The 26,042-nt window shown below is 54.9% G+C and carries 20 protein-coding genes; 5 read left to right on the top strand and 15 right to left on the bottom strand.

From position 1 onward, the window contains the following. Nucleotides 1–86: 86 nt before the first annotated feature. Nucleotides 87–1,340, bottom strand: coding sequence for a sialidase/neuraminidase family protein (locus BLR09_RS24710; protein WP_143011217.1), 1,254 nt, complete (start codon nt 1,338–1,340; stop codon nt 87–89). 155 nt (nt 1,341–1,495) lie between these two features. Here BLR09_RS24710 and dnaE point away from each other — a divergent pair, with 155 nt between their 5' ends. From dnaE to BLR09_RS24725, 3 genes are all read left to right on the top strand, one after another. Continuing rightward, complete coding sequence (dnaE, locus tag BLR09_RS24715) at nt 1,496–5,098, top strand: DNA polymerase III subunit alpha (protein WP_093209163.1); 3,603 nt, start codon at nt 1,496–1,498, stop codon at nt 5,096–5,098. A 288-nt stretch (nt 5,099–5,386) separates the two neighbouring features. After that, nucleotides 5,387–6,310, top strand: a complete 924-nt coding sequence (locus BLR09_RS24720; RefSeq protein WP_093209119.1) for a TIGR01777 family oxidoreductase — start codon at nt 5,387–5,389, stop codon at nt 6,308–6,310. A 19-nt stretch (nt 6,311–6,329) separates the two neighbouring features. After that, nucleotides 6,330–7,127, top strand: a complete 798-nt coding sequence (locus BLR09_RS24725; protein ID WP_093209122.1) for an enoyl-CoA hydratase/isomerase family protein — start codon at nt 6,330–6,332, stop codon at nt 7,125–7,127. On the opposite strand, the gene BLR09_RS24730 is transcribed toward BLR09_RS24725, so the two are convergent. From BLR09_RS24730 to BLR09_RS24740, 3 genes are all read right to left on the bottom strand, one after another. After that, complete coding sequence (locus tag BLR09_RS24730; RefSeq protein WP_093209124.1) at nt 7,128–8,429, bottom strand: DUF418 domain-containing protein; 1,302 nt, start codon at nt 8,427–8,429, stop codon at nt 7,128–7,130. A 103-nt stretch (nt 8,430–8,532) separates the two neighbouring features. After that, a complete protein-coding gene (locus tag BLR09_RS24735) occupies nt 8,533–10,146 on the bottom strand; it encodes an outer membrane beta-barrel protein (protein WP_093209127.1) in 1,614 nt (537 codons plus the stop codon). Between the two features lie 103 nt (nt 10,147–10,249). After that, nucleotides 10,250–10,804 carry an RNA polymerase sigma factor gene (locus tag BLR09_RS24740; RefSeq protein WP_093209130.1) on the bottom strand — a complete coding sequence of 185 codons (555 nt, stop codon included), beginning with the start codon at nt 10,802–10,804 and terminating at the stop codon, nt 10,250–10,252. A gap of 187 nt (nt 10,805–10,991) precedes the next feature. Here BLR09_RS24740 and BLR09_RS24745 point away from each other — a divergent pair, with 187 nt between their 5' ends. Further along, complete coding sequence (locus BLR09_RS24745) at nt 10,992–12,173, top strand: M20 metallopeptidase family protein (RefSeq protein ID WP_093209132.1); 1,182 nt, start codon at nt 10,992–10,994, stop codon at nt 12,171–12,173. A 108-nt stretch (nt 12,174–12,281) separates the two neighbouring features. On the opposite strand, the gene BLR09_RS24750 is transcribed toward BLR09_RS24745, so the two are convergent. The 5 genes from BLR09_RS24750 to BLR09_RS24770 all read right to left on the bottom strand — a co-directional run bounded on the left by BLR09_RS24750 (nt 12,282) and on the right by BLR09_RS24770 (nt 17,447). Next, the gene (locus BLR09_RS24750; RefSeq protein ID WP_093209135.1) at nt 12,282–13,478 is read right to left on the bottom strand and encodes a phospholipase D family protein; all 1,197 of its coding nucleotides are present in this window, start codon (nt 13,476–13,478) and stop codon (nt 12,282–12,284) included. A gap of 113 nt (nt 13,479–13,591) precedes the next feature. Next, the gene (locus BLR09_RS24755; RefSeq protein WP_093209138.1) at nt 13,592–14,992 is read right to left on the bottom strand and encodes an inorganic phosphate transporter; all 1,401 of its coding nucleotides are present in this window, start codon (nt 14,990–14,992) and stop codon (nt 13,592–13,594) included. A 234-nt stretch (nt 14,993–15,226) separates the two neighbouring features. Further along, a complete protein-coding gene (rlmN, locus tag BLR09_RS24760) occupies nt 15,227–16,282 on the bottom strand; it encodes a dual-specificity RNA methyltransferase RlmN (protein WP_093209165.1) in 1,056 nt (351 codons plus the stop codon). A gap of 78 nt (nt 16,283–16,360) precedes the next feature. Continuing rightward, nucleotides 16,361–16,897: a CvpA family protein gene (locus BLR09_RS24765; RefSeq protein ID WP_093209141.1), complete on the bottom strand. Its 537-nt coding sequence runs from the start codon at nt 16,895–16,897 to the stop codon at nt 16,361–16,363. Between the two features lie 100 nt (nt 16,898–16,997). Beyond that, entirely contained in the window at nt 16,998–17,447 is a 450-nt protein-coding gene (locus BLR09_RS24770; protein ID WP_093209143.1) for a GatB/YqeY domain-containing protein, read from the bottom strand. 167 nt (nt 17,448–17,614) lie between these two features. Between BLR09_RS24770 and BLR09_RS24775 the strand changes: the two genes are divergently transcribed. Next, a complete protein-coding gene (locus BLR09_RS24775; protein WP_093209146.1) occupies nt 17,615–18,337 on the top strand; it encodes a pyridoxine 5'-phosphate synthase in 723 nt (240 codons plus the stop codon). 129 nt (nt 18,338–18,466) lie between these two features. Here BLR09_RS24775 and BLR09_RS24780 read toward each other — a convergent pair whose 3' ends face one another. The 6 genes from BLR09_RS24780 to BLR09_RS25620 form a co-directional block, all read right to left on the bottom strand. Continuing rightward, nucleotides 18,467–18,835 carry a VOC family protein gene (locus tag BLR09_RS24780; RefSeq protein WP_093209149.1) on the bottom strand — a complete coding sequence of 123 codons (369 nt, stop codon included), beginning with the start codon at nt 18,833–18,835 and terminating at the stop codon, nt 18,467–18,469. 6 nt (nt 18,836–18,841) lie between these two features. Next, a complete protein-coding gene (locus tag BLR09_RS24785; RefSeq protein ID WP_093209151.1) occupies nt 18,842–22,471 on the bottom strand; it encodes a BamA/TamA family outer membrane protein in 3,630 nt (1,209 codons plus the stop codon). Between the two features lie 91 nt (nt 22,472–22,562). After that, nucleotides 22,563–23,612, bottom strand: a complete 1,050-nt coding sequence (locus tag BLR09_RS24790) for a glycosyltransferase family 9 protein (protein WP_093209154.1) — start codon at nt 23,610–23,612, stop codon at nt 22,563–22,565. A gap of 4 nt (nt 23,613–23,616) precedes the next feature. Beyond that, a complete protein-coding gene (locus BLR09_RS24795; protein WP_093209157.1) occupies nt 23,617–24,219 on the bottom strand; it encodes a DUF4254 domain-containing protein in 603 nt (200 codons plus the stop codon). 107 nt (nt 24,220–24,326) lie between these two features. Then, nucleotides 24,327–24,848, bottom strand: a complete 522-nt coding sequence (locus BLR09_RS24800) for a DUF2480 family protein (RefSeq protein WP_394331419.1) — start codon at nt 24,846–24,848, stop codon at nt 24,327–24,329. Nucleotides 24,849–24,929: 81 nt separating this feature from the next. Then, nucleotides 24,930–26,042: InlB B-repeat-containing protein (locus BLR09_RS25620; RefSeq protein WP_449441356.1), on the bottom strand; the 1,113-nt coding region annotated here is incomplete at its 5' end.

Raw genomic sequence — 26,042 nt, forward strand, 5'->3', positions numbered from 1 at the left:
CACAATTCCACAAGAATCAGTCATAAAAATCAGAGATTTTCCCCCCTAAATACTTACTATATTGTTGGTAATGGTCTACCCGGTGCCTACCGGGAGATACGGAATGTTTTCGAACCCGACGGGCCGGTAATCGTGAGGTAAAAATAGGAAACACGTCCCGGCGACTGGCTCACCAGCTCGGCGGCAAAGATGGAGCCGTCGTAGTCCAGAAACCGGTGCCAGGTCTCTCCGTCGTCGCGGGTATAGAGCAGCACACAGCGGTTTGTTCCGCCGATGCTGTAGTACGCCGACGCCCAGATTTCCGGCCCCTGGACGGTATCGATCCGGACCATGTTCATGATCGGCGCACGGCGGTACGGGTCGGGAAGAATGCGGCTGTCAAAACGCCGGCCATCGCGGGTCCGGACGATGAAGTTGGTACCTCCCATGTAATCTGACCCCAGCAGCAGCGTCGACCGCCCGTCGATAGCCGACGTATACCCGCCTTTCGAGAGGTGTAACTGGTTGACGAGTTTCCAGCCTTCTCCCGGAAGAAAACGTGCAAACCGGTCGAATGCCGAAAGGGAGTGGTTAAACCACAGTTTCTTATGGTTGTCGCCATCGGTAAGCAGGAGGGATTTGGTCGTTTCGCTGTACCGGACGACGTGGATATGCTTGTTGACACCGCGGCGGACGAGGGAATCGATTTTTTCCCAGGTCCGGCCGCCGTCGGCCGAACGATACAAATACGCAATACTTTGCCACCGGTCTCCGAGCCAGATCGAACCGTATTCGCCGAGCAGTAGCCCGCCGTCGGGCAGTTCGGCCAGGCCGTTGTTAAACAGAAACCAGCTGATCTCGGAAGCGAGGGAAAGAACGGGCTCGAAGCTGACCCCGTCTTCGCTCCGGTAGATTACCCCGCGGGAAGCGAGAAAAAGCACGCCGCTGCGGCAGCGATGCAGGCTTTTGATAGCCCCGGGGAAAGTCAGGAGCCGGATCGGAAGCGAACCGGCGGTAGGACGGTAATAGAGAATTTCAGGACCTTCGTGGAGGACGCCCCACTCCCGGCCTTCCGGTGAAATAACAAGCCATTTCCAGGCCAGCGGCATTTCTTCGACACCGGGAAGGTCGGTCACGAGGGTGCTGTCGGGCGCTACGGAAGACGACGCGCCGGGAAGAATCACCACATACTTGCGCCGCGGCGCAAGCCGGAGGCGGTGTTGCACTTCCCAGATGATGAAAGACAGGAGTTCGACACTTTTTCCGGAACGGTGTACGTCCCGCAGAAAATCATACAGAAAACGGACCAGGAGGACAGGACTGCGGAGCGGCAGAGTGGAGTACTTGGAGGACAGGGCCATGGGCGGAGACAACAGATCAGGTTGGGTATAACCGGTTATCGCCGAAGGCGCCGCGAGGTTATCACCAGGGACGGAAAAAACTTTCTGTTCCGGAACCATCCTTGACCCCGCTCTATTTTCCTTGTATCTTCAAGGTTGAATTACCTCAGCAGCACATGCATTTTTCTCATCTTCACTGTCATACCAAGTTTTCCCTGCTCGACGGCGCCGCCGACATCGGCGATATGTTCAAGAAAGCCAAAGCCGACGGGCATTCAGCGGTGGCCATTACCGACCACGGCAATATGTTCGGGGTTTTTAAGTTTGTTTCGGAGGCAGGGAAACACGGTGTGAAACCGATCGTCGGCTGTGAGTTTTACGTTGTCGAAAGCCGGCATGAGAAGAAATTCACCAAAGAGAAAAAGGACGTCCGCTACCACCAGCTCATGCTCGCCAAAAACGACATCGGCTACCGTAACCTGGTGAAATTGTGCTCCCTCGGCTTTCTGGAGGGGATGTACAGCAAGTATCCGCGGATCGACAAAGAGCTTGTTGAAAAGTACCACGAAGGACTCATCGCGACGACCTGCTGCATCGGCGCGAGCGTTCCCAAGGCTATCCTCCGCAAAGGCGAGGAAGAAGGCGAGAAGGAGTTTCTCTGGTGGCTCAACCTCTTCGGTGAAGATTATTATGTAGAGCTTCAGGACCATGAAATTCCCGATCAGAAGCGCGTCAACGAAGTGCTGCTGAAGTTCGCCCGAAAGCATAATGTGAAGGTAATTGCCTCGAACGACAGCCACTATGTCGATCAGGAAGATGCCAACGCCCACGATATTCTCCTCTGCGTCAACACCGGCGAAAAGCAGAGTACGCCGTCGGCAAAAGATTTCAACGACGACGAAGCCATGCCCAAGGGAACCCGCTTCGCGTTTTACAACGACCAATTCTACTTCAAGACCCGGGCCGAAATGCTACAGGTCTGGGGCCATATACCGGAAGCGCTCGACAATACCCAGGAGATTGTGGATAAGTGTTTCGATCCCAAGCTCAAGAAGGATATTCTCCTGCCGAACTTCCCGATTCCGGACGAGTTCAAGGTACACGCCGACGATACCCTCAACCAGTGGGAATACCTCCGGCACCTGACTTTTGAAGGCGCCCGGCGCCGCTACGAGACCATTTCGGCGGAAGCCGAAGAGCGCCTCAATTTTGAGCTCCATACCATCAAAACGATGGGTTTTGCCGGATACTTCCTCATCGTGATGGACTTCATCAAGGCGGGGCGGGATATCGGCGTGTTTGTCGGCCCGGGGCGGGGCTCCGCCGCCGGCTCGGCCGTTGCCTACTGCATCGGCATTACCAACATCGACCCGATCAAGTATAACCTGCTGTTTGAGCGTTTCCTGAACCCCGACCGGAAGTCCATGCCCGATATCGATACCGACTTTGATGACGCAGGTCGTCAGAAAGTCATCGATTATGTAGTGGATAAATACGGACGAAACCAGGTCGCCCAGATCGTCAGCTACACGGGTATGAAGGCGAAGTCGGCCATCAAGGACGTCGGCCGGGTACTCGACCTGCCGCTGGATGAGACGAATATGCTCACCAAGCTCATCCCGGAAAAACCCCTGGACCTGAACCTGAACCGGGTACTGCTGGCGCCGATCGACGGCCCCGGCGGCGTCAAGGACAAGGAAGGCTGGGCGGCGGAAGAATTGCAGGGCGTGATGAAATTGCGGGAAACGATGGCCTCCAGGACCGTCGCCGGCAAGGTACTGACCGAAGCGCTGAAGCTCGAAGGCTCCGTCCGCGGGACCGGTATCCACGCAGCGGGGATTATCATCGCGCCGATGGACCTGACCGAAATCATCCCGGTTTGTACCTCCAAGGACTCAGACTGGTTGATTACCCAGTTTGAAGGAAAAGTCATTGAAGACGCCGGCGTTATCAAGATGGACTTTCTGGGATTGTCGACCCTGACCATCCTCAAAAATGCCCTCGCGCTGATCAAACAAAACCACGGTATCGACATCGATCTCGACGGACTACCCCTCGACGACGCCAAGACCTACGAACTCTTCCAGCGCGGCGAAACCTACGCGATCTTCCAGTACGAAAGTGCCGGGATGCAGAAGTACATGAAGGAACTCAAACCGACTCGTTTTGAGGACCTTATCGCGATGAACGCCCTGTACCGCCCGGGGCCGATTGCCTATATTCCGGAGTTTATTGACCGGAAGCACGGCCGCAAACCGGTGGTATACGATTTGCCGGAAATGGAGGAATACCTGGCCGATACCTACGGCATCACGGTATACCAGGAGCAGGTGATGCTCCTGTCCCAGAAGCTGGCGGGTTTCTCAAAGGGAGACGCCGACGTCCTGCGGAAGGCGATGGGGAAAAAGGACCGCGCCACGCTCGACAAAATGAAGGGCAAGTTCATGGAAGGGGCTATCGCCAAAGGACTCGACGCCAAAAAGCTGGAAAAAGTCTGGACCGACTGGGAGGCATTCGCGCAGTATGCCTTTAATAAATCGCACTCGACCTGCTACGCCTTTGTTGCCTACCAGACCGCCTACCTCAAGGCGCACTACCCGGAAGAGTACATGGCGGCCAACTTGACGAACGAGCTCGGCGATATCAAGAAGATTACGGCTTTCATGGAAGAAACCCGGCGGATGGGCCTCGACGTGCTCGGGCCCGACGTCAACGAATCCATCAAGGAATTCAACGTCAACAAGAAAAAACAGATCCGTTTCGGGCTCGGTGGTATCAAGGGTACCGGCGACGCCGCCGTCGACAGCATCATCGAAGAGCGGAATACGAACGGGCCTTTTACCGATATTTTTGATTTCGTGCGACGGATTAACCTCCGGACCGTCAACAAGAAAACCATTGAATCCCTGGCGTACGCCGGTGCGTTCGACAGCTTCGAGATCGGCCGGGCGGCCTACTTTGCCGAGGCCGGCGCCGGTACCTTCATCGAAACGCTGATCCGGTATGCCAACAAACACCACGAAATGAAGTCGGCGGCGCAGGTATCCCTCTTCGGAGGCATGGGCGGCGAGGGCGGAGGCGACATGATGACGCCGAAGATTCCGGTCGTCGAGCCCTGGGCGCGTATGTACGAACTCAACCAGGAACGGGACGTCATCGGCGTCTACATTTCCGGCCACCCGCTGGACGACTTCCGGGTAGAACTCGATAACTTCTGCGATACTACGCTCGACAAATTCCGGGATCCCGACGAGGAGAAAAACTGGCAAAACCGGGAAGTTCGCCTGGCAGGGATCGTCACCAAATACCAGGAGCGGTATGCCAAAAACGGGAACCCGTTCTGCATTTTTTCGGTCGAAGACTACGCCGGAAGCATGGAAATTGCCCTTTTCGGGGAAGATTTCGTGAAAATGGGACAGTATGTGGCGCAGGATCGCTTTTTGTACATCCGGGGAAAACTCCAGCCAAGCTGGCGGAATCAGGGGCAGTTTGAGTTCAAGGCTACGCAGATTCAGTTGTTGCAGGAAGTACGCGAAAAGCTGTGCAAGGCCCTGAACGTCGAGATTGATCTCCAGTCGATCAGCCAGGAGATGGTAGCAAGCCTGACGGAATTATTCCGGCAGAACCCGGGCGGATGTAACTTGTTTGTCAAGGTACGTGACCGGGAAAGCCCGGTGGAAGTAACGCTGCAAAGCCGTTTCAATAAAATCAACGTATCGAACGAAGTCCTCCGGGGACTCGATCAGTTGGTCGGGAAGAATAGTTACAGGCTTAATTAGGGCTGTAAGCGATAGGCTTTAAGCCATAAGCTTTAGGCTGTAAGCAGTTCGCAACCGGTCGATAACCTATGGCGTAAAGCTTATAGTTGGTCGGGAAGAATAGTTATAGGCTTAATTAGGGCTGTAAGTGATAGGCTTTAAGCCATAAGCTTTGTAAGCAATAGGCTTTAAGCCATAAGCTTTAGGCTGTAAGCAGTTCGCAACCGGTCGATTACCTATGGCATAAAGCTTATAGCATAAAGCTTAAAGCCTACAGCTTAAAGCCTTTCCACTATTTCGCCAATCCATATGAAACAGGTTCTTTTTACCGGTGGAACCGGCCTGGTTGGTCTGAGACTGACGGAATGGCTCCTGGGTAAGGGATATCAGGTGGCTTGCCTTACCCGCGGCAGCCGGAGCGAATCGCAGCTGCATCCGGATGTGAAAACCTATACCTGGGATATCCGGAAGGGGGAACTCGACGAAACCGCGCTGGAGGAGAGCCACTACCTCGTCCACCTCGCGGGCGCGCCGGTAGCCGACAAGCGCTGGACGCCCGAACGCCGGAAAGAAATCCTCGAAAGCCGCGTCGGCACGCTCGACCTCATCACCGACCGGCTTACTCTCCGCGGCCTCGCCTTTGAGGCCGTCATCTCCGCTTCGGGCATTAGTTATTACGGGGAAGATACCGGCAATGAACTGCTCACTGAGGAACATCCCCTCGGCAAAGGCTTTCTGGCAGAAGTTTCCCGGCAATGGGAGGAGGCCGTAGACCGCATCGGCGGGCTCGGTATCCGGACGGTCAAACTGCGGACCGGGCTGGTTCTCAGCCGGGAAGGCGGCGCGCTACCTGCCTTTCTGACGCCTGTCCGCTGGGGCGTAGGCTCGCCGCTCGGTACCGGAAAACAGTATCAGAGCTGGATTCACCTTGACGACCTCTGCCGGATGTATGCCGATGCCATCGAAAACCCGTGGTCAGGAGCATACAATGCCGTAGGGCCGCAACCGGTGACGAACGAAGAACTGATCCGGACCATAGCGCAAGTACTCCGCAAACCCTTCTGGGCGCCGAATGTACCGGTTTGGGCGCTGCGGTTGCTGCTTGGCGAACGGGCCTCGCTCGTAGCTGGCGGGAATCGTGTGGATAACCAGCGTATCCGGAAAGAGACAGGTTTTCAGTACCTTCACACCGATCTGCGCCCTGCCCTGGAGGCGTTGCTGATCGACCGATAATGCCCTTGCTCACTTCATCATGCGCTATTTCGATCTACCTCTTGAGACCTATTCCTTCCGGCACCTGCTGGTGTTTCAGGAAGGACACGTACTGACCATCGTCCTTCACCGTCCCGAAAAGAAAAACGCGCTCAATAACCTGATGGTCAAGGAGCTGGCGCTGGCTTTTCAATATGCCCGTACCGCGGAATCCGTGTGGGTGGTTATGCTGAAAGCAGAAGGCGATATCTTCTGCGCCGGAATGGATCTCCGCGCCCCCGAAGAGGGCAGCGAAGCCCTGCCGGAGCCGGCCCATCCCATTCGCCTGTTTGAACTCGTATACGGGCTGCGGAAGCCCTGTATCGGGGTAGCGCAGGCGCCCGTGCTGGCGGGAGGTATCCTGCTGCTGGCGGGATGCACGCAGGTAATCGTCTCGGAGAAGGCGACTTTCAGCCTGCCCGAAGTCAGGCGGGGACTGTTTCCCTTCCAGGTACTCGACGCCCTCGTGCGCATCGGATGCCCCGAGCGGAAAGTACTCGACTGGTGCATGCGCGCCACTGTACTTTCTGCCGGTGAAGCGGCCCGCCTGGGTTTGGTAACCGAAGTAACGACTCAGCCCGGTGAACGGGCCGGTGAGCTCCTCACCGAGTATATGGCCCTTTCGCCGGCTGCCATCCGTCTCGGGCTCGCGGCGTATCAGGAATCCCGCAAGCTCGGCGTGAAAGAACGGCAGGCATATCTTTTCGATCAGTTTCAGCTGATTCAGAAAACAGAGGATGCACAGGAAGGTATCGCGGCCTTCGCCGAAAAACGGTCGCCGGTCTGGAAAAACCGCTGATTACCTGCGGATGGGGAACCGTTTCCAGTAGGTCAGGCACCGCCAGACCCATTCCAACGGCCCGAACCGGAACGATTGCAGCCACAACGGACTAATAATCAACTGGAATATCCAGATTGCCACAACAACGTAGTAAAGCTGGTAATACTCCAACCGTGCATACCAGCCGAAACCGTAGCCAAAAAACAACAGGGTACAGATAACCGACTGCATGACGTAGTTCGTAAACGCCAGTTGTCCTACGGCAGCCAACCGGCGCCATAGTTTCGCGGCGATGCCCGAACGGATCAGCAGGATAATCAGGCTGATATGCGCGACTGTCAGGGAGATCCGCTGAATCTCGTAAAACGTATCCACCCATTCAAACCAGCTTGTTTCGAGGCGGTGAATAATCTCGGCCTGGGAATGAAACCGGCCGAAATAGTAAAAATGATCAATAGCGGCGAGGGGAAGACCGACCAGATAACCATACAGCGCCGTTTTTCGATACGTCCGGGAGGAAAGTGAGCCCGTCAGAAAACCCCATTTGAACAGGGCCATACCCAGCAACATCAGCCCCAGCGGATCCCAGATGGTAATGAGGAGGTAGGTCGACTGCGTCTCCCACGTCAGCGGGCGAAGGTACGCGGCGATGGCAGAGTAGGTAGACCGCATCGTTGCCGTGTGAGCGGCCGCTTCTTCGTTGCTGGGAAGGAATAGTTTTTCGAGATCCATCCATTCCTTTTTCGCGGCTTGCTGCGCAGGCGTCAGCGGCTGATGGCGGCGCTCGATGGCCACGGCCTCGTTGTACGCCAGTCGTTTCTGCTGATGTCCGTAAGCATACCAGGCATCCGTTGCGATACCGGCTATGGCGACAAGCGGAGTTGCCCAGACCAGGTACCGCGCCGGCAGTTTCCGGAACCAATAGGCGATCATCCCGATAAGGCCGTAGAAATAGAGGATATCGCCGCCCCAAAGCAGTAAATGCGCATCGGCGAGACCGAAGAGTGTCAGCCAGATCATTCTCCGGTAAAACAGACCGGTCGGATTCATGCCGTCACTTTCTTTCGAAGCAGTAAAAAGCAGAATACCCGCGCCGAAGATGATGGAGAACAAGGCGCGCATTTTCCCCGAAAACACAATCTCGATAATTGCGCTGACCCAGTAGCTCGGGTCCGAAGGATTTCGGTCAAACTGCCACTCATAGTACTCCGGCATGGCAAAAACCGGGATGTTCATGAGGAGAATACCTAACAGGGCGACACCGCGAAGGGTGTCAAGGAGCACGATCCGCTCGGCTTGAGTGACAGGTTGGGTGGACATGGGGCGAATGGCGGTACGCGTTTCAGTGGGATTAGTGGTGAAAAGGTAAACAAAAAAACAGGCCGTCGGTAGGACGGCCTGTTTTTGTATAGGAAAACGGTTGTCAGAATTCCCGGCGGATACCTGCACCTACGCCGATCGTCAGCGGATGGATCTGGAGATAATCTCCGTGAATACCGCCGGTAAAGTTCTTCCGGATGAACGATTTCAGCGACAGCGACCAGCGCGGGCGAACCCGGTAGTTGACCCCCGCTGCACCGGTACCGCTGAAACTGAGGTTTTTATAGACTCCGTCAGCCGGATAGTACTCGGCCGTCGGAATCGCAATGTCTGAATCATCCTTAAGCGTATTCCGGATGAAGAAATCCGCCGATAGCCCCGCCGAAACAAAGTAATCGAGGCGTTTTTCAGGCCGGAACCGATAGCCGACCGACACCGGCACCGACAGGTACTCGAAGGTATACCGGAACGGGTTGGCCGAGGTATAGACGACGACGTTTTTGGACGACAGATAGCCGGAACCCGTACTCGGCGAGTTCTGGTAATTCTGCGAACCCGCCTTCGAATCCATCAGGTACTGGTTGTAAATACTGCTGCGGGTACTCGACGACCGGTCGATGAGGACAATGTTATCCGTAATAGTCGAATGTCCCCGCAAAAACGAAACGCCGCTCTCCAGGTACCAGTGGCGCGAGAACGCGTATCCTCCGGTGACTTCCGCCATAAAGGAAATATGGGAACCCTTGCGGTCGTATCCGGCCTTTGACCGGGATACGCCGTTGGCGGGTACGTAGGCAGAACCCAGCGACTGGTTGAAGCCTGCATAGAGATTATTGACGGTAGAGACGTAATCGTTGCTGAGCGTCAGATGCGGGTCAAACCGGATGAGGCTGGCACTGGCGCCGATCCAGAACGTCGGTCTCCATGTTTTTTTCTTCAGGGACGGGAGTGCCGCTGCCGGCGCTTCCAGGTGCTTATTGACCGGAAGCAGCGACCAGGGCTTACCCGCAGCCGCATGCACGTCGAGGGTAACGGGGCGTTCGGTGGCGACGGCAATAGACGAAACAGCAGGAATTGTAGGGTCCGCAACAGTAGTTTCCGGCAGTGTCGGAACAGGTTGCGGCATTATATCCCGGTTAGCAGCAAAGCTACCCGGTCCTCCCTGTGCGTGAAGCCTGCGGGCAGAACGTGCGATTCCGGTATGCGAAGCGCTGGTATTTTCCAGAGAAGCGGATTTCACTGTATGTTTGACGGCAGGAGCTTTTGCCTGAGTGGCAGCTCCCAGAGTGGCAGATCCCGGAGTGGCAGCTTCATGAGTCGCGACTCCCGGAGTAGCGACTCCCGGATTCGCGACTTCCAAATCAGAACCGGCTGATGGACTACCCGATACAGCCGCGTCCGTTTTGTCCGCCGTATTTTTTGCCTTATCGCCGGAAGCGGCGTCCGTTGCCGGGCCTGTAGAGGGCCGGCTGGCCGAAGGCGCTGTATGCGTGATAGCCGGGGAGGGCGTTACTGCATCGCGGGAAGCCATCCACCACCAGCCGAGACCGAGCAGAAGCAGTACCGCACCAACCCAGAAAAAGGGCAAGCCGATGGGGCGCTCGGGCAACAGCTGTCGCTCGATTCCATCCCATAGCTTGTCCGACGGGGGTTCGGAAGCTTCTTCGAACGCTTTTCTCCAGCGTTCTTCAAAATCATTCGGTTCGATCTGGCTCATGCCACGTTAAAAGACTGTTTTTATGTTTGGGAGTTTAGCGTTTGAAGTTTAGCGTTGGGACTTCCGTTCGGAGACGGGAACTCTAAACCCTAAACTTCAAACCCTAAACCCTTCCATTCTCAGACAGCCGGTATGGAAAACTCGTCAGCATGCGCTGAAGCAGGCTTTTCGCCCGGCTGTATTGCGATTTCGATGTTCCCTCCGAGATGCCCAGCATCTCGGCGATTTCCTGATGTTGATATCCTTCAATAGCATAGAGGTTAAAGACGGCCCGGCATCCGGGAGGTAAATCCTGCACGAGTTGCAGCAGGTCTTTCCAGTTGAGATCGTCCGAGACAGGAGCGGTTACTTCTTCCTGTACGCTGTCGAGCTCCTCCGCGAAGCGGTACCGGCGGTTATCCCGCAAAAAATTAAGGGCGGTGTTGACGACGATCCGTTTGATCCACGCACTGAGCGGGCATTCAAACCGGAAGGTGTCGATCTTTTCGAATACTTTGATGAATGACTCCTGGAGAATGTCTTCGGCTTCGTCCCGGCTCTTGACATACCGGAGACACACCACCATCATACGGCCCGCATAGGCGTCATAAAGACGCCGCTGCGAGACGCGGTCGTTCCGGCGGCAGCCTATTACCAGCTCATGATCGTTAAAAGTCATTCGTACAGGTTAAACCATATCGTCTTTCCCTCCCGGTCAGGACACGGGCAGAAGGCGAATGGTTGGAATAGAGTTGAAAAATCACCCTTAGAACGAATAAGGGAGAATTCCCGTCTATTTTTGTGCGAAAGAAACGGGAACCCGGTTGGGTGAACGATCAAAACGGGCATTTCGCTCCCCTGCTGGAATGAAAGAGAAAATAAAATCCCTGGCATCGACCTATGCGGCCGATTTTGTGGCCAATCGCCGCCACTTACACAGTCATCCCGAATTGTCTTTTCAGGAATTTGAAACCCAGAAGTTTGTCGCCGCGCAGCTCCGCACCCTCGGGCTCGAACCCGTTTCAATGGCCGATACCGGCCTGGTAGCGCTGGTCGAAGGGAAAAACCCGCATAAAAAGGTAGTTGGCCTCCGCGCCGACATGGACGCGCTGCCGATTGTCGAAGCCAACGACGTTTCCTATAAAAGCCAGAACCCCGGCGTCATGCACGCCTGCGGGCACGATGTACATACCGCGTCCCTGCTGGGCGTGGCGCGTATTCTCACCGAGCTGAAGGACGAGTTTGAAGGTACCGTGAAGCTGGTGTTCCAGCCCGGCGAAGAAAAAGCGCCCGGCGGTGCTTCGATGATGATCCGGGAAGGCGTTCTGGAAAACCCTGCGCCGGCCGGTATGATCGGCCAGCACGTCGCGCCGCAGATTCCGGTCGGGAAAATCGGCTTCCGTGAAGGCATGTACATGGCTTCTACCGATGAAATTTATATCACCGTGAAAGGAAAAGGAGGGCATGGCGCAGCGCCGGATTCGGTTGTTGATCCGGTGCTGATCTCTTCCCACCTGATCGTCGCCTTACAGCAGATTATTTCTCGCAACCGCCCACCGAAATCGCCTTCGGTGCTTTCCTTCGGGAAGGTGATTGCCAACGGGGCGACCAACGTCATTCCCGACAACGTCTACATTGAAGGTACCTTCCGCTGCATGGACGAAACCTGGCGGGCCGAAGGTCTCCGCCGCATACAGAAGCTCGCCGAGGGCCTTTGCGAAAGCATGGGCGCCACGTGCGAATTTGAAGTCATCAAAGGGTATCCCTACCTCGAAAACCACCCGGAGCTGACGCGACGCCTGCGCGCCGGAGCGACGGAATACATGGGCGAGGAAAACATCGTCGACCTCGATATCTGGATGGCGGGCGAAGATTTTGCGTTCTACTCCCAGGTCGTTGATTCCTGCTTTTACCGCCTCGGTACCCGCAACGAAGCCCGGGGTATTGTTTCCGGGGTTCATACACCGACGTTCGACATCGACGAGCGCGCGCTGGAGATCGGCGCGGGGCTGATGAGCTGGTTAGCGGTGGAGGAGTTGGGGAGGTGATTATACAAAAAGCAGAGGTCTTTGATCGAGAGATCGGAGATCTCTGTTGTTATTTTTTATAGACTGCGCGTCAGTAAGAATGAAATGCTGTAGAAGCTGCTGAAATTTTCAAGGCACATAGTATAAACTGTCTAGAAACGCCATTCTTGCATTACTTACAGTTTGCTCTTCTTCGGTTTTTGGGTCAGGATTTTGCCACCAATTGCTATCTAATATTCTTTCAATTATATCGTTCCAGTACCTTTCATAGCTCATCCCAAATTTTTTTATTCCGAAATCGTCGCAGAGGGCACTTTGGTTTTTGCTATTAAGGCATATAAACATATCCGGTCGCTTCATTGATAATAGTCGTGTAGCACTTGCAAGTTTTTCGCCAGCGAGTGATTCGCAGAATAGCTTTTTGAAGTTTTCATAATGCGCTTTCGTTACTTGCCCGGATGGCGGGATTTCATCGAGTGCTCTTGATATTAATTCGTCATTTTGGCTGATTTTTCCGCTGAAGTAGCCGCTTGCACTCATGTTTCCGAAGTAGTCCCAGTTACCTGCGCCCTCTATATTTAACTTATTTCTAAGACCTGCAATAAATTTTCTTTCGTCGGCTGTCATTTCGCGAAAATGAAATCGTGTTTTAAATAATTGTTGTGCTATTCTGATAACAGACAACCTTTTCTCAAACCCGTCGTTTGGTTCTTTTTTTATTTCGCTGATGAAGTCATTCCAGCTTTTGGTAATAACTGGAACATTATGAATGGCTATACTTTTATTTCCGGAATTTCCATATCGACCTGAAAGGCTTTCAATTTTTCGTTGATGGGTTTGCCATATAACTTTATAGTCGTTAAGCATTTTCGCGTCGAATGATACACCTTCATTGTATGTACTGCTAATCAAATCCAGTGTATCTGAGTGGATTTTGTTAGAAACGTCATCTTCATTGCAAATGAGCAGACTTGCTTCAATATTTCTCGAAAAGGCCTCTTTTGTAAAATTGGTGCTACCGAGCAGTAATTCCCATTCTTGATCTGAATTTGAGAACAAATAAAGCTTCGGATGAAAGGTACCCTCTGGCTGTTGAATAAAACGAACCCGCGGATCGTCGAGAAATTCTTGAATAAAATCGGGATGAGTTTGATAAAAATGAATACCTACTATAAGACTATGGATTTTTTCTTTGTATTTGACGAGTTCTTGAAAAAGAGTAGGTACAGGACTAGCCCAAGCTATTGCCCACCGAAAATGTCGGTACTGGTGCATCAATCTCTGAAATTCCGCTTTCTGGATTCTTGCGTCAGATATTAGTTTCATAAGGACGGTATTTTTACAAAAAGTAGTGAAAGAGATTAGAAGCCTGGATATTATTTCAAATAAAAAAAGCGCGACAGTCTTCTGCCGCGCTTTTTTTATTCGAAATATATAGCCTACAAAATCGTCCTGAAGAAAATAAACAACGTCCCCGCCAGAAACATCGACACCGGAAGCGTCAGCACCCAGGCCAGTACAATGTTTCGGATGGTACCTGCCTGGAGGTTTTTGATGCCCTTGTTGGCCACCATACTACCGGCGATACCCGAAGAAAGTACGTGTGTCGTCGATACCGGCAGACCGAGCCCGGAAGACATTCCGATGGTGCTGGCTGCGACGAGCTCGGCGCTCGCGCCCTGTGCATAGGTCAGGTGCTGCTTGCCGATTTTTTCGCCGACGGTCACCACGATCCGCTTCCAGCCGACCATCGTACCCAGGCCGAGGGAGAGCGAAATCAACAGAATAACCCAGGTCGGCGCATACTCTGTATAGGACTTCAGGGCTTTGAGCGACTCGCTCAGCTTGGCCGTTTCATCGCGGTTGAGCGTCAGCGCGCCGTCTTTCTGAATCTTGGAAAGATCGCGGGAAATAAGGAGAATATCCTTGCGGGATTCGAGGCGCAGCTGCGGAGGAATCTTGCCGTTGCTCACCGTCAGCACACTATCGAGATCGGTGATGCTGGACTTGACAATTTTCAGCTTTTCCTTGTCCACTTCCGCCAGGCGGCCTTCTTCGATGCGGTTGACCAGCGTTTCGATCTGGACAAGGTTAGTGTGGAGGTGCGACGTATCCCGGCTGGCGTCCAGCGCGAAGTACGCCGGCGTAATCCCGATGAGGATAAGCATGATCAGGCCGACGCCCTTCTGCCCGTCGTTCGAGCCGTGGAAGAAACTCACCCCGGTACACGTCAGGATCAGGATACCCCGGATCCAGCCCGGAGGCGTCTGGTTTTTCTTCGGCTCTTTAAAGATGATATCATTTTTTACCGTCCGCTTCAGGATGAACATCAGGATGATGACGAGGCTGAAACCGACCAGGGGCGAAAGCAGCAGGGCGAAGCCCGTTTCCTTGGCCTTGTCCCAGTTGACCGAGCTCGTACCGGCCGTGTTTTCCGGAAGCAGGGCATAGGCGAGGCCTACGCCGAGAATCGAACCAATAAGTGTATGGGAAGAAGAGGACGGAAGTCCGAAATACCAGGTACCGAGGTTCCAGATGATGGCGCTTATGAGTAGCGATAGCACCATCGCCACGGCATGGTAGACATTTTGGTCTATTAGCAGTTCAACAGGCAGTAGGTTCACAATCCCCATTGCTACGCTGATTCCCCCGAAAAATACCCCGAGAAAGTTGCAGAATCCGGACCAGATAACGGCGATATTCGGTTTCAGCGAGTTGGTGTAAATCACCGTTGCCACTGCGTTGGCCGTATCGTGAAACCCGTTGACAAACTCGAACGCACAGGCGCAGAAAAGGCAGATACACAGAAGAATAAAAATTCCAGTCTCTAAGCCGAACATAAAGTTAGGGGGCTATTTTGACGCAAAACTACCGAAAGGGATCGGGCCGTATGTTAAGGAATTGTTAAGACTCGGATACTTCTCCGGGTCGCAAAAGGCGGCCGAAACCGGAAATGTAAGGGAAACAGCTGATTGGCTTCCTCCCGAATAAAGAGACTGCGGTATGTGCCCGCAATCCTTCCGGGAGGGACGGGAAATACAGAATTTTTATCGGAACAAGCAAATACGGGGAAATTATTGTGTTTTCCCGGCCAGCTGACCGCAGGCGGCGTCGATGTCCTTTCCACGGCTGCGGCGGACCGTAATCGGAATACCTTTCTGCTCGATAAACCGGGCAAAGCGCGCGAGCGTCTGCGGGTCGGTATTCTTATAGCTGGCGTTCTCGATGGGGTTATACTCGATGATGTTGATGTGTACTGCCGGAACCTGCTTGGCGAAGTTCCACAATTCCCGGGCATCCTCCTCAGAGTCATTGAAGTTGTAAAAGAGGATGTACTCGAGGGTAATCTTGTTCCCGGTCTTTTTGTAGAAGTATTTCAGGGCGTCCCGTAAGGCAACGAGGGTATTGGTCTCGTTGATGGGCATGATCTGATTCCGCTTGGCGTCGTTGGCGGCGTGCAGGGACAGTGCCAGGTTGAATTTGACGTTGTCGTCGCCCAGCTTGGTAATCATCTTGGCGATACCGGCGGTACTGACGGTAATCCGCTTGGGCGACATACCCAGGCCTTCGGGCGAGGTAATGTAATCGACCGATTTCAGTACGTTGGCATAGTTGAGCAGGGGCTCGCCCATGCCCATGTATACGATATTGGAGAGCGGCTGCTGGTAATGCTTTTCAGCCTGGTCACGGATCGTGACAACCTGGTCATAGATTTCGGCAGGATCAAGGTTCCGTTCCCGGTCCATATAGCCCGTCGCGCAGAATTTACACGTCAGCGAGCAGCCTACCTGGCTCGAAACACAGGCCGTCATGCGGTCGTCAGCAGGGATCAATACCCCTTCAATCAGCTTACCGTCAAACAGGCGAAAGGCCGATTTGATCGTCTTATCCTGCGAAATCTGCATGTTCGAAACCGACAGCGGCCGGATTTCGAAGTGCTCGTCGAGCAGCTCGCGCGTTTTTTTCGAGAGATTGGTCATCTCGTCGAAACTGCGCGCCGACTTCTTCCAGAGCCATTCCAGGATCTGCTTGGCCCGGAATCCCTGCTCGCCGTGGGTGACCAGAAAGGTCTTCAGGTTCTCTGCGGTCGTTTTCCGGATGTCCTGTTTCTGAATGACTGCTGTTTCCATATCGTTTTCGTGCTCTTTCAACTCTCGGGGCGGTAAATCAGTTCATTAACAGCTGATTACCAATAAAAAATACGCGTTTCAGTGATCGGCGCGCCACTGGTCGACTTTCTCAATCAGCCTGTCCTGCTTCGGAATGGCGCTCGCTACTTTGTCCATCACCTTGGGCGCGAGCGGCCGGATGACGGGGTACACCATGCTGGCAGCCGCCTGCCGCTTATCGGGATAGCCTACGTGCAAAGCGCTCAGGAGCCATAGAAACAGGCTGACGCCGAACGCATAAGTAAACAGCCCGACGACGGCCCCCGCCATGCTGTCGAAACTGCCCATCAGCGTATACCGGATGCTTTTCCGCAGGAGCCAGCCGAACCGGTTGATCGTAAAAATCACCAGCACAAAGACCCCCGAAAACCCGATATAGGGCAGAAACTTCCGGGCAATGGTTTCGCTGACATACGGGGAGATGAACGCAATCGCCTCGTTGAGCAGCTTGAATCCCAGGATGATGGATACCACAAACGCCACCACCGCGATGATTTCGACCAATACACCCCGCTGAAACCCCGTATACGCGCCATAGGCGAGGGGAAGGAGGAGGAAGAGGTCGAGGAAGTTCATTCGGTTTGGAAGTTTAGGGTTTGGAGTTTTGAGTTTAGGGTTTAGAGTTATCACAGTCAACTCTAAACCCTAAACTCAAAACTCTAAACTCAAAAACAGGTTACGCTGAAAGCAAGGATTTTGCTGTAGCCGAAATCGCCTTCCCTTCCGCCAGGCCGGCGAGTTCTTTGGTGGCTGTGCCCATGACTTTGCCGATGTCGCCGGGGCCGGTAGCGCCGACGCGGGCGATGATGTCTTTCAGGCGTTCCGTCAATTCTGCCTCCGAAAGCATTTTCGGGAGAAACTCTTCAATGACCGCTACTTCGGAAAGTTCCTTTTCGGCGAGTTCCTGACGGCCGTTGGCGACATAGGTTTCCGCAGATTCCTTCCGCTGCTTGACGGCCTTCATCAGGATTTTCATTTCCTGGTCGGACGTCAGCTCGTGCGCCGTTCCCGCGGTTTCCTCCAGGAGGATAGCAGATTTTATTGCCCGGAGGGCCAGCAGCCGGGGCTGGTTCTTGGCCAGCATGGCTTGTTTGATTTCGGATTCGATGGTTGCTTTTAAGGCCATTTCGAAAACAATTAGGACCGGGGATTAGGAATTCCTTGTCCGGTCATCGATTTTTGGTGCGTTATTTAGAACTGTTCTTTGGAAAGAATGGTTCTCGGGCGTACAAAGCTACAAAATCTCAAGGGCATAGTCGCCGAATATACGTCGCTCCCTGCTGTTCCTGCCTTATGTCTACCCGTCTTTCAGTCAACATCAATAAGATCGCCACCCTGCGGAATTCGCGTGGCGGTAACAACCCTGACGTCGTAAAAGCCGCGCTCGATTGCGAGCGTTTCGGAGCCGAAGGAATCACCGTGCACCCGCGTCCGGACGAGCGCCACATCCGCTACCGGGATGTGCTCGACCTTCACGAAGTACTCACGACCGAATTCAACATCGAAGGAAATCCGACGGAAGCGAAGTTTGTCGACCTGGTTCTGAAGGTAAAACCGGCTCAGGTGACGCTTGTACCCGATGCGCTCGGGGCCGTTACGTCCAACGCCGGCTGGGATACAATTACCCACCGCGAACGCCTCATCGATCTGGTGGGACTGTTTAAAGATGCCGGTATCCGGACGTCTATTTTCGTGGATGCCGATGTACGGATGGTCGAAGGCGCCGCCGAAACCGGTACCGATCGCATCGAACTCTACACCGAACCCTATGCGCATGGCTATGGTAGCGACCGGGAAACCGCGATTGCGCCGTTTGTTCAGGCCGCTATCCGCGTCGGAGAGCTCGGCCTCGGCCTGAATGCCGGGCATGACCTGAGCCTCGAAAACCTGCGGTACTTCCGCCAGCATATTCCCGGCCTGCTGGAGGTATCGATCGGCCATGCGCTGATTTGCGATGCGTTGTATTATGGGTTGGAGAATACGATTCAGTTGTATTTGAGGGAGGCGAAGGCGTAGTTTTTCTCACAGACTTCACAGAATACACAGACAAAAAATTAAGACAGAGGACGCCTGCTCAACTCAATAGGAGAGGCGTCCTCTGTCTTTTATGCTACCTAAATTTCTGTGTATTCTGTGAGAAAAAGACTACTCATTAAACTCAATCCAATACCCATCCGGATCCTGCAAAAAGATCTGCCTGATTCCGTCCGGCCGGGCTTTCGGTCCCCGGAAAGCCAGACCCTTGCTTCTGAGAAAAGCTTCCGTTTCCAGGATATCCGGAACCTTGATGGCGAAGTGATTTTTGCGGGAACCCAGGGTACCTTCGTGCAGCGGCTCGGTGCGCGCTCCGAGGAGATGCAACTGCTTGTTGCCCCCCAGGCTGAACCACGCGCCGGGAAAATCAAACGCCGGGCGCGGCAGGGATTTCCATTCAAGGATTTCCCCGTAAAAATGAATACTCTTTTCCGTGTCGGCCACATACAGGGCCACGTGATCAAGTTCGAGAATCTTCATACGTCGTTAAAACAAAAAGCCCAGACGAATCATCGGGATGTTTTCCTCGCGGGAGTGCGCGTAGACGAGCGAAATAACCGCCGCCTGATACGGAGCAAACCAAATGCCGCCGCCTACGCCCCTGTGCCACTGATTGGAATTCTCACCGGGTTGCCACACCCGGCCAATGTCATGGAAGGCCAGCACACCCAGGTATGCCGGGAAGAAGTAGGTACGCAGCGTGGCGATTTTCAGGCGGGCCTCCAGGTTGTGGTAGAGGCTGGATTTTCCGGCGAAGCGCGTCCGCCGGAACCCGCGCAGGTTGCTCAGTCCGCCCAGGGTATTCGACTGGAAAAATTCATAATCGTCAAAGTTCTTGCCTCCGCCCAGGCGCGTGGCGAGGGTCAGGCGGGCCGGCAGCCGGGCCGACCAATAAAAAGCCAGCTCTCCCTCCAGCCGGTTCAGGTTTTTCGTGCTTTCCCGCAGGCCTTTGTAAACCAGGTAGTTGGTATTGAGGTAGATACCGCGCGTCGGATAGAGCTTGCTGTCCCGGTTGTCGAACGTAAGACCGGCCTTCAGGCCGCCATACCATTTTGTCTTCAGCAGACGGTCGGCTTCCACCGGTCCGACGGTCTCGAGGTACTGATTGATATACCGGTTTTTGTTTTCCTCCAGTTCAATCTGCTCCACGACCGGACCGGCGAAGAGCGTCAGGTGCGAGCCTACCCGTTTGCGCAACAGGGCGTCGAGGTGCCATTCTTCGAAACGGGTACGGTAGTAGCGGATTTTTTTGTCCCGGTCAAATACCGTTTCGTTCCCCAGCCCGAAGAAGTTACGGACGAAATTCGGTGAGCGTATTTCGGCGTTTACCTGCAGATCCAGAGAGCCGATCAGGTGGGTGAAATCGCCCTGGTAGTCGAAATTATAGGCTTTTGTTGCAAAGGAGTGGTTGACAGTGATCCGGTGCTGCGCCGCAAACGGATTTTTCCGGAAGCCCTGTTTCCGGATCAATACACCGCCACCGAGGAATACGCCGTCGTCCGGGTTGAATTGAACCGACACCAGCGGCTGAATCAGGTCATATAAAAACGACTTTCGGTTGTAGAGGTTTACGGATGCATGGTCAGAAAGCTCTGAACGGGTTTCGTGGCCGCCTTCGAGACGGGTACTGTCTTTGGTGTCATAAACGACGGTCTTTCGCCGTAAGCCATTCACGTGCGACGAATCCCGGATATCGTCCATGCCGGTACCGCCGATAATCCGGATGACAGGGCCCCGGACGGCGCTGCCGCCTACCCGGAATACGTCGTTACCGCCGAGGCCGTACAGCCGTACTTCGTTGGTTTCTGTCGGGTCAAAAACGCGGGAATAGAGCTCCTTGCCGCCTTTTTTGGTCATGCGGACTTCTGTCTTGCCGTCCGGAAGGCGGTTGACGAGGAATAATTCTTCTTTGTCGCTTCCGACGACGTCCACCGCTTTTGCCAGAAACAGGTACTGCTGTTCGGCATAGCGGGTGAGGTCTTCGCGGCGCTGCCGGAGTTTGGAGGCGATTGTCTCGGCGCTCTGTTTGATGGCGCCGGAGCCATCGGCTGAAACGGGAAACCGGCTCATGGCTTCCGCGATCCGTTCGTCCGTCAGCCGGTGGCGCAGAGAATCTGCCATCCGGAGCCAGTCGGCCTTGCCGGGTTCGGTCAGGAAGGATCGGTCGAAGTACCGGGCGTTGAAGTTAAAGCCGGGCACATCCCGGATGGTGAAGCCAAAGCCCTGGAACTTGGGCATAATCCACTTGCGGGAGACGATTTTCGGAAGAATACCTTCGTTGACGAAAAAGGCCTGGTCCCGGTCCCGCGGAATGGGAATATAGCTCTGGGTCTTTTTGGTTTTTTCAACGGCCCAGCGCCATTGATCGTCGTGGCGGTCCCAGTCGCCCAGCCACATATCAAACAACCGGGCGCGGAGTACCTCCTGCTGATTGACCTGATTGTCATTGTCTTCTGCGAGTTTCTGGAGGACTTTATCCGTCGAAATAACCTTCTTGAATCCGCTGAAGCCATCGTCTCCCCGTTCTTCATACAGAACCATCTGCCCGGCAAACTGGCGCCGGTAAGGACCGAGGGTCGTATCGGCCGGGAGGCGTACTACTTCGGGATTGGTGTGCAGAACCCCTGCAGCGCCGGCCAGCGGGGGGATCGCGAGCGCGGCATACGGGTGCGAGGCCGATATCTGATCCTGCACCAGATCGGCAACAAAGCCGCTGCGCAGGGAGAGGGGAATGGCGTTTTCCGCATACTTTTCCACACTCCGCATGACATACTGCATGCCGCTTTTGGCTTCCAGCCGCAGGGAGAGCGTCTGCATACCTCCGCCTTTCTGAAGAATTTTCAGGCCGCCGCGTTCGGTAGGGAGATCGACGGTACGGGTCCGGATGGGCGTTGCCCAAACATCCCGGTAGTTGCTTCCCAGCCACATCCGTTTGCGGAAGCCCGCTCCATAGTGGAGAGAAGCTGCCTGTATTTCAGGTAGTTTGGTTGTTGTCGGGACGTTGTTAACCGGACGCAGCCGCGGTAACGGAATGACCTGGGAGTAGAGAATACGCCCTTCTGAGAAGGCCGAATCGGGGGCGTAAAACCGGATAGTAAGAGAGTCGGCTCCGTAGTCCAGCCGGGCGAACCCTTTGGTACTTTCTGCAAAACGGGAATCGCGGGCTTTCTTTACCGGCGTTTGTTTCGATCCGCTACCGCTGGTGAGGTAGTAGAGCGAATCCCGCTCGATGAGCTGGAGGTTGTGGTCGTGCCCGTTGGCGTAAAATACATTTCCGTATTGCCGGAGCAGCCGGACCATTCCGTTGCGGAATAGCTGGTATTTCGGGTGAGGAATATCCTGGATATTACCGATCAGTGTCCGGTAAAGGGGGTAAATAGACCCGATGACGGGTAGCGGAACGTACAGCCAGGGTACCTTTTCCGTCAGCGGAAAAAGGTGATCTTTCCAGGTATAATACCCGCCGTGATCCCCGTGGGAGTACATCGGATGGTGGCCGAGTACGAGTACCTGCCTGTGCTGGTTGCGTTCGAGAATATCTTCGACGGCGATGAAGAACGAAGCGATGTCGGTGGTACCGCAGTCGGACGTTTCATCCGGTTTGTCCCACGGGTGCAGCCAGTACTGGCTGTCGAAGGCCAGAATGGTCAGTTCAGGGCTGACCGGGATTTCAACCGGCCCCGGGCATCCGCCTTCCGGTACGAAGACATCGTCCCGGCCGGTGAGCTGGCGGATGTAGTCGGCCTGGTTCCGGACGCGGTTCCAGCCATCCTTATGTCCCTGCTGCCAGTCGTGATTGCCGGGAATGACGAGGGTTTTTCCCTTGAAATCCCGGATAATGGCCAGTTGGTCTTTGAGTTTCTGTTCGAGCGGAGCGCGGCCCGGTCCGGGAGCGGGCAGACCGGACGGATAGAGATTATCTCCAAGAAAAGCCATCAGCGCATTAGGTCCGGCCGTGGTCAGCTGTTTCTGCAAGGTGGAGAGTACCGGGTCGTGCCCCGGTACGGGGTTTCCGGCGTCGCCAAGGAGAAAGACCGAATAGCGGGGGGCCTGCTGTGCCAGGGCGGCGGTCCACCCCAAAAACCAGAAAACCAATAAAAGGAGACGTTTCGTCATAACGGGACGGAAGTAAAGTCCTGGTACAAAGAAACGCGCTTCCCTCCATAAAAAAAGCGAAGGAGGTGAGTAGGAGGGACATTTCGACCCGTCAGGCTGTCAGCAGTTCGGCCGCGCGTGCCGCTACCTGGCTGGCGCTGATTCCGGTCATGCAGGCCAGGTCTCCGCGCCAGCAGGGCTTGTTGCCAAAAACGGAGCAGGGGCGGCAGGTGAGTTCTTCGGCAGGTATCTGAAGGATATGCGGACCGGTTTGCCCCCAGGGACCAAACCCGGCGAATGGATGCGTTCCTCCCCAGATCGACAGCACCGATACTCCGCTGAGGGCAGCCAGGTGCATGTTTCCGGAGTCCATGCAGATCATCAGGTCGAGGCGGGGCAGAAAAGCCAGCTCGTCTGCCAGCGAGAGTTGGCCCGCTACTACCGTCGTATCCGGTACCTGCGCCCGGAGTTGTTCCAGTTGTTCGATCTCGGCTTTTCCCCCGCCAAACAGAAAGAAATGGACATCGTGCCGTTTCTGAAGCTGCCGCATAGTTTCCGGAAAGCGGTCGAGCGGCCACATTTTCGCTTCATGCTGGGCAAAAGGCGCAATACCTACCCATTTTTTGGTTTTCGTGGACAGGCCGTTCCGGGCCAGGAAAGCGTCTGTGCTGCCGGGAGAAAAGGAAGGAAAATAGGGTGCATTCCCCGGTTTGGCCGAAAACCCGGCCCGGGCGAAAGTGGCCAGGTACCGTTCGACGCTGTGAGGAAGTTGCCGGAAGACTTTATTTTCTTTCCGGGTGAGGGCTTTTTTCTCGTCCCGCCCTTTGTCGAGTGTCACAGAAGGCACTCCCGCCAGACGGAAGAACAGCTTGAGGATAGACGTCCGCAGGTTTTGATGGGTATCGATGACGTATTCTACGGGGCCTTCCCGGAGTAGTTCGCGGAAGAGGCGGTAGAGTCCCGGAATGCCTTTGTGGATGCCGTCGAGGTCGGCAGCTGCCACACGCACGCCGGGAATACCCTCAAAAAACGCCCCAAAGCGGGCGCGGGTAACGACCGTCAACTCGCGATCAGGGTAAGCCGCCGCGATGGCCCGCACGGCGGGTGCGAGCAGGGCGACGTCCCCCATCGCGGAAAAGCGGAAAACGAGTAAACGCTTCATTCGGCTATTTCTGCTGGTAGAGCACCGGGTTGAGCGTCGGATCGTTATACATTTTCATTTGCCGGTAGACCTTCATGTACCGCACGCCGGCACGGATGTCTTCGGCCAGTTCGTCGAAACACATCGCCAGATCCTGTTCCTGCTCCAGCAGGATGCGGAGCTTTTGCTCGGCTTTGCTGCGGTGCTCTTCGGAAGCGTCACTCCGTTCGGCCTGCTCCCGGAAATGGTAGATTTTAAGCTGAAGGATCGACATGCGGTCGAGCAGCCAGGCAGGCGTTTCGGAGTTAAGACGGGCGCCGGGTTTACGCTCGATCGTCCCGAAAAAAGAAAGAAACCAGTCGTCAATCCGCTCTACGGTATCCGTGCGGTCCTGGTTGGACTGGTCAATGCGGCGTTTAACGGCAACGAGCTCTTCCGGCGCGATCTGCGGGCTCCGGATGATGTCTTCCAGGTGCCATTGTACCGTGTCGATCCAGTTTTTTAAGTAAAGCAGCTGGGATATTGTTCCGTTTTCGTACGGATTGGGAATGGGGGTATCGATGTCGTCCGTCAGGTGGTAGTCCTGAATGCTCTTCCGGAAAATGTCGTTGGCTGCTTGTGCGTTCATACGGGTAAACTTTCCGCAAAGCTACCGAAAAGAAATCAAGTATGCCCGCTGACAGGCCGGAGGACGGCAGTTAGCGGGCATCTGAATGGGTTTTATCGACGTAGAACTCAGGCCTTCGGTTTTTTGTACAGCGGAACCGTACTGCACGGTTCGCCAAAAAGAAGCGACTGAACAACAGGCCGGAGCAGGCGCGAAACCTCCACATAAGCGGATACGGGTACCGGGTAATTGCTGCACCCTTTCACGACCACGCGGGTGCCCTGGTAATCTTCCGGGTTGATCCGCGAAAGCGCATCGTAAAACAGCTTGTCTTCCAGGGTCTGTAAGTCCCCGAATACCACCATGTTGGCATAGGGTTCAAGGTGCACGGCGAGGAGCATGTAGGCCCAGGTCGGGACAATGGCGTCTGCCGAGCAGATGACGGCTACGTTTTTACCTGTGTACTGACTCCAGTCGTGACTTTTGAGAAATTCCCGGAAGTCTTTCTCCCGCAGGATGGCCTCCATGAAAAGGTTGTCTTTCAGGTCATAGACGACCCGCTCCCCGGGGTGGTAATACGATTCCAGGTCCAGCGTCACCAGACCGGAATTAGCCACGCGATTGACGATTTCCAAACTTTCCTGCATCATTTTCAAAGCCTGTATGGAAGGACGAATGTATACAGCTTCTGTTAAAACAAGCAAGGTTTTTCGACAAACGAAAGTTCCTTATCAGGGGCCTTTCAGAAGAAGCATTCCTCCCGAAGTATAATCGAGCCGGGCGTTGGCTTCGAGTTGCAGGTTTCGGGCTTCGGCATTCGCAATGGTGATAACGTGTCCGTTTTTGATCACGACGTCGTCGCAAACCGACGGTACCCGCCCGCAGCTCCAGGTCGTTTTGACCTGCCAGCTTCCCGATGCCACGCTCTCGCATTTATCCCTGGAAACAACAATATCGTCGATCCGAAGCTGATCCCTCGACCCCGACGTGCCTATGCCCGTGTAATAATACTGCCACAGTAATTGTACGTAAGGCTGGTTGAGCAACGCCGCCGGCAGCGCCACCGGGCCGAAGGTCTGGCTATGGCCGGCAGTAGTATTCCGGACGTATTCGACGGGATTACCGCCGCCGTCGGTCAGGTCCTGAAACGGGCCGGTATCTCCGATCCGGTAGCGCAGGCGGATGCGGTACTGCCGGCTGTTGGGCGTGACTGTCCCGCCGGTCCACTGCACAAAGGCCTGGTTGAGCCCGAGCGTCCGCAGGGCCAGCAGCGCACCTCCCAGGCGGCTCGGTACATACCCCGGATTGGTATTGTCGTTGCCGGTATTGATAAAGGCGATTCCGTTACTACCCAGGCCGTTGATGCGGGTGCGGGAGGAGTAGTTGTAGGCGCCTTTAACCGTATCGGCAGGAACCGCAGTAAGGCCCGGATCGTCCTGATTCATCGAGACAAACTGCATATTGGGCGGATAGGTACCGGCCGGCGCGGCAGCATCCCAGCTCTGGAAACGGTAGTCGCACAGGACCAGGTTATAGGCCGGCGGCTTGCTGTTGAAGGCCGAGTCGACGACGAAAACGGCCAGCAGGGTGCGGTCGGCAGTAAGCGATGCCAGCGTCAGCGTCGTATCTGTCGTCAATATCGTTGCTCCGTCTTTCCAGTGTTGAAATTTGTAGCCGCGATTGGGTTTGGCGACCACCGTTACCGGCACGCCCTGAAAGTAGATACCGGTCCACGGGTATGGATTGGCGGGTACACCGGGAGTAGCAGGCAGTACATCGATGGTATTGACTTTGACATATCCCTGAGCCGCGTCGGAGACATTGACGGTCAGGTTTCGGTTGGA

This window comes from Siphonobacter aquaeclarae, from assembly GCF_900103285.1.
Classification (GTDB): domain Bacteria; phylum Bacteroidota; class Bacteroidia; order Cytophagales; family Spirosomataceae; genus Siphonobacter; species Siphonobacter aquaeclarae.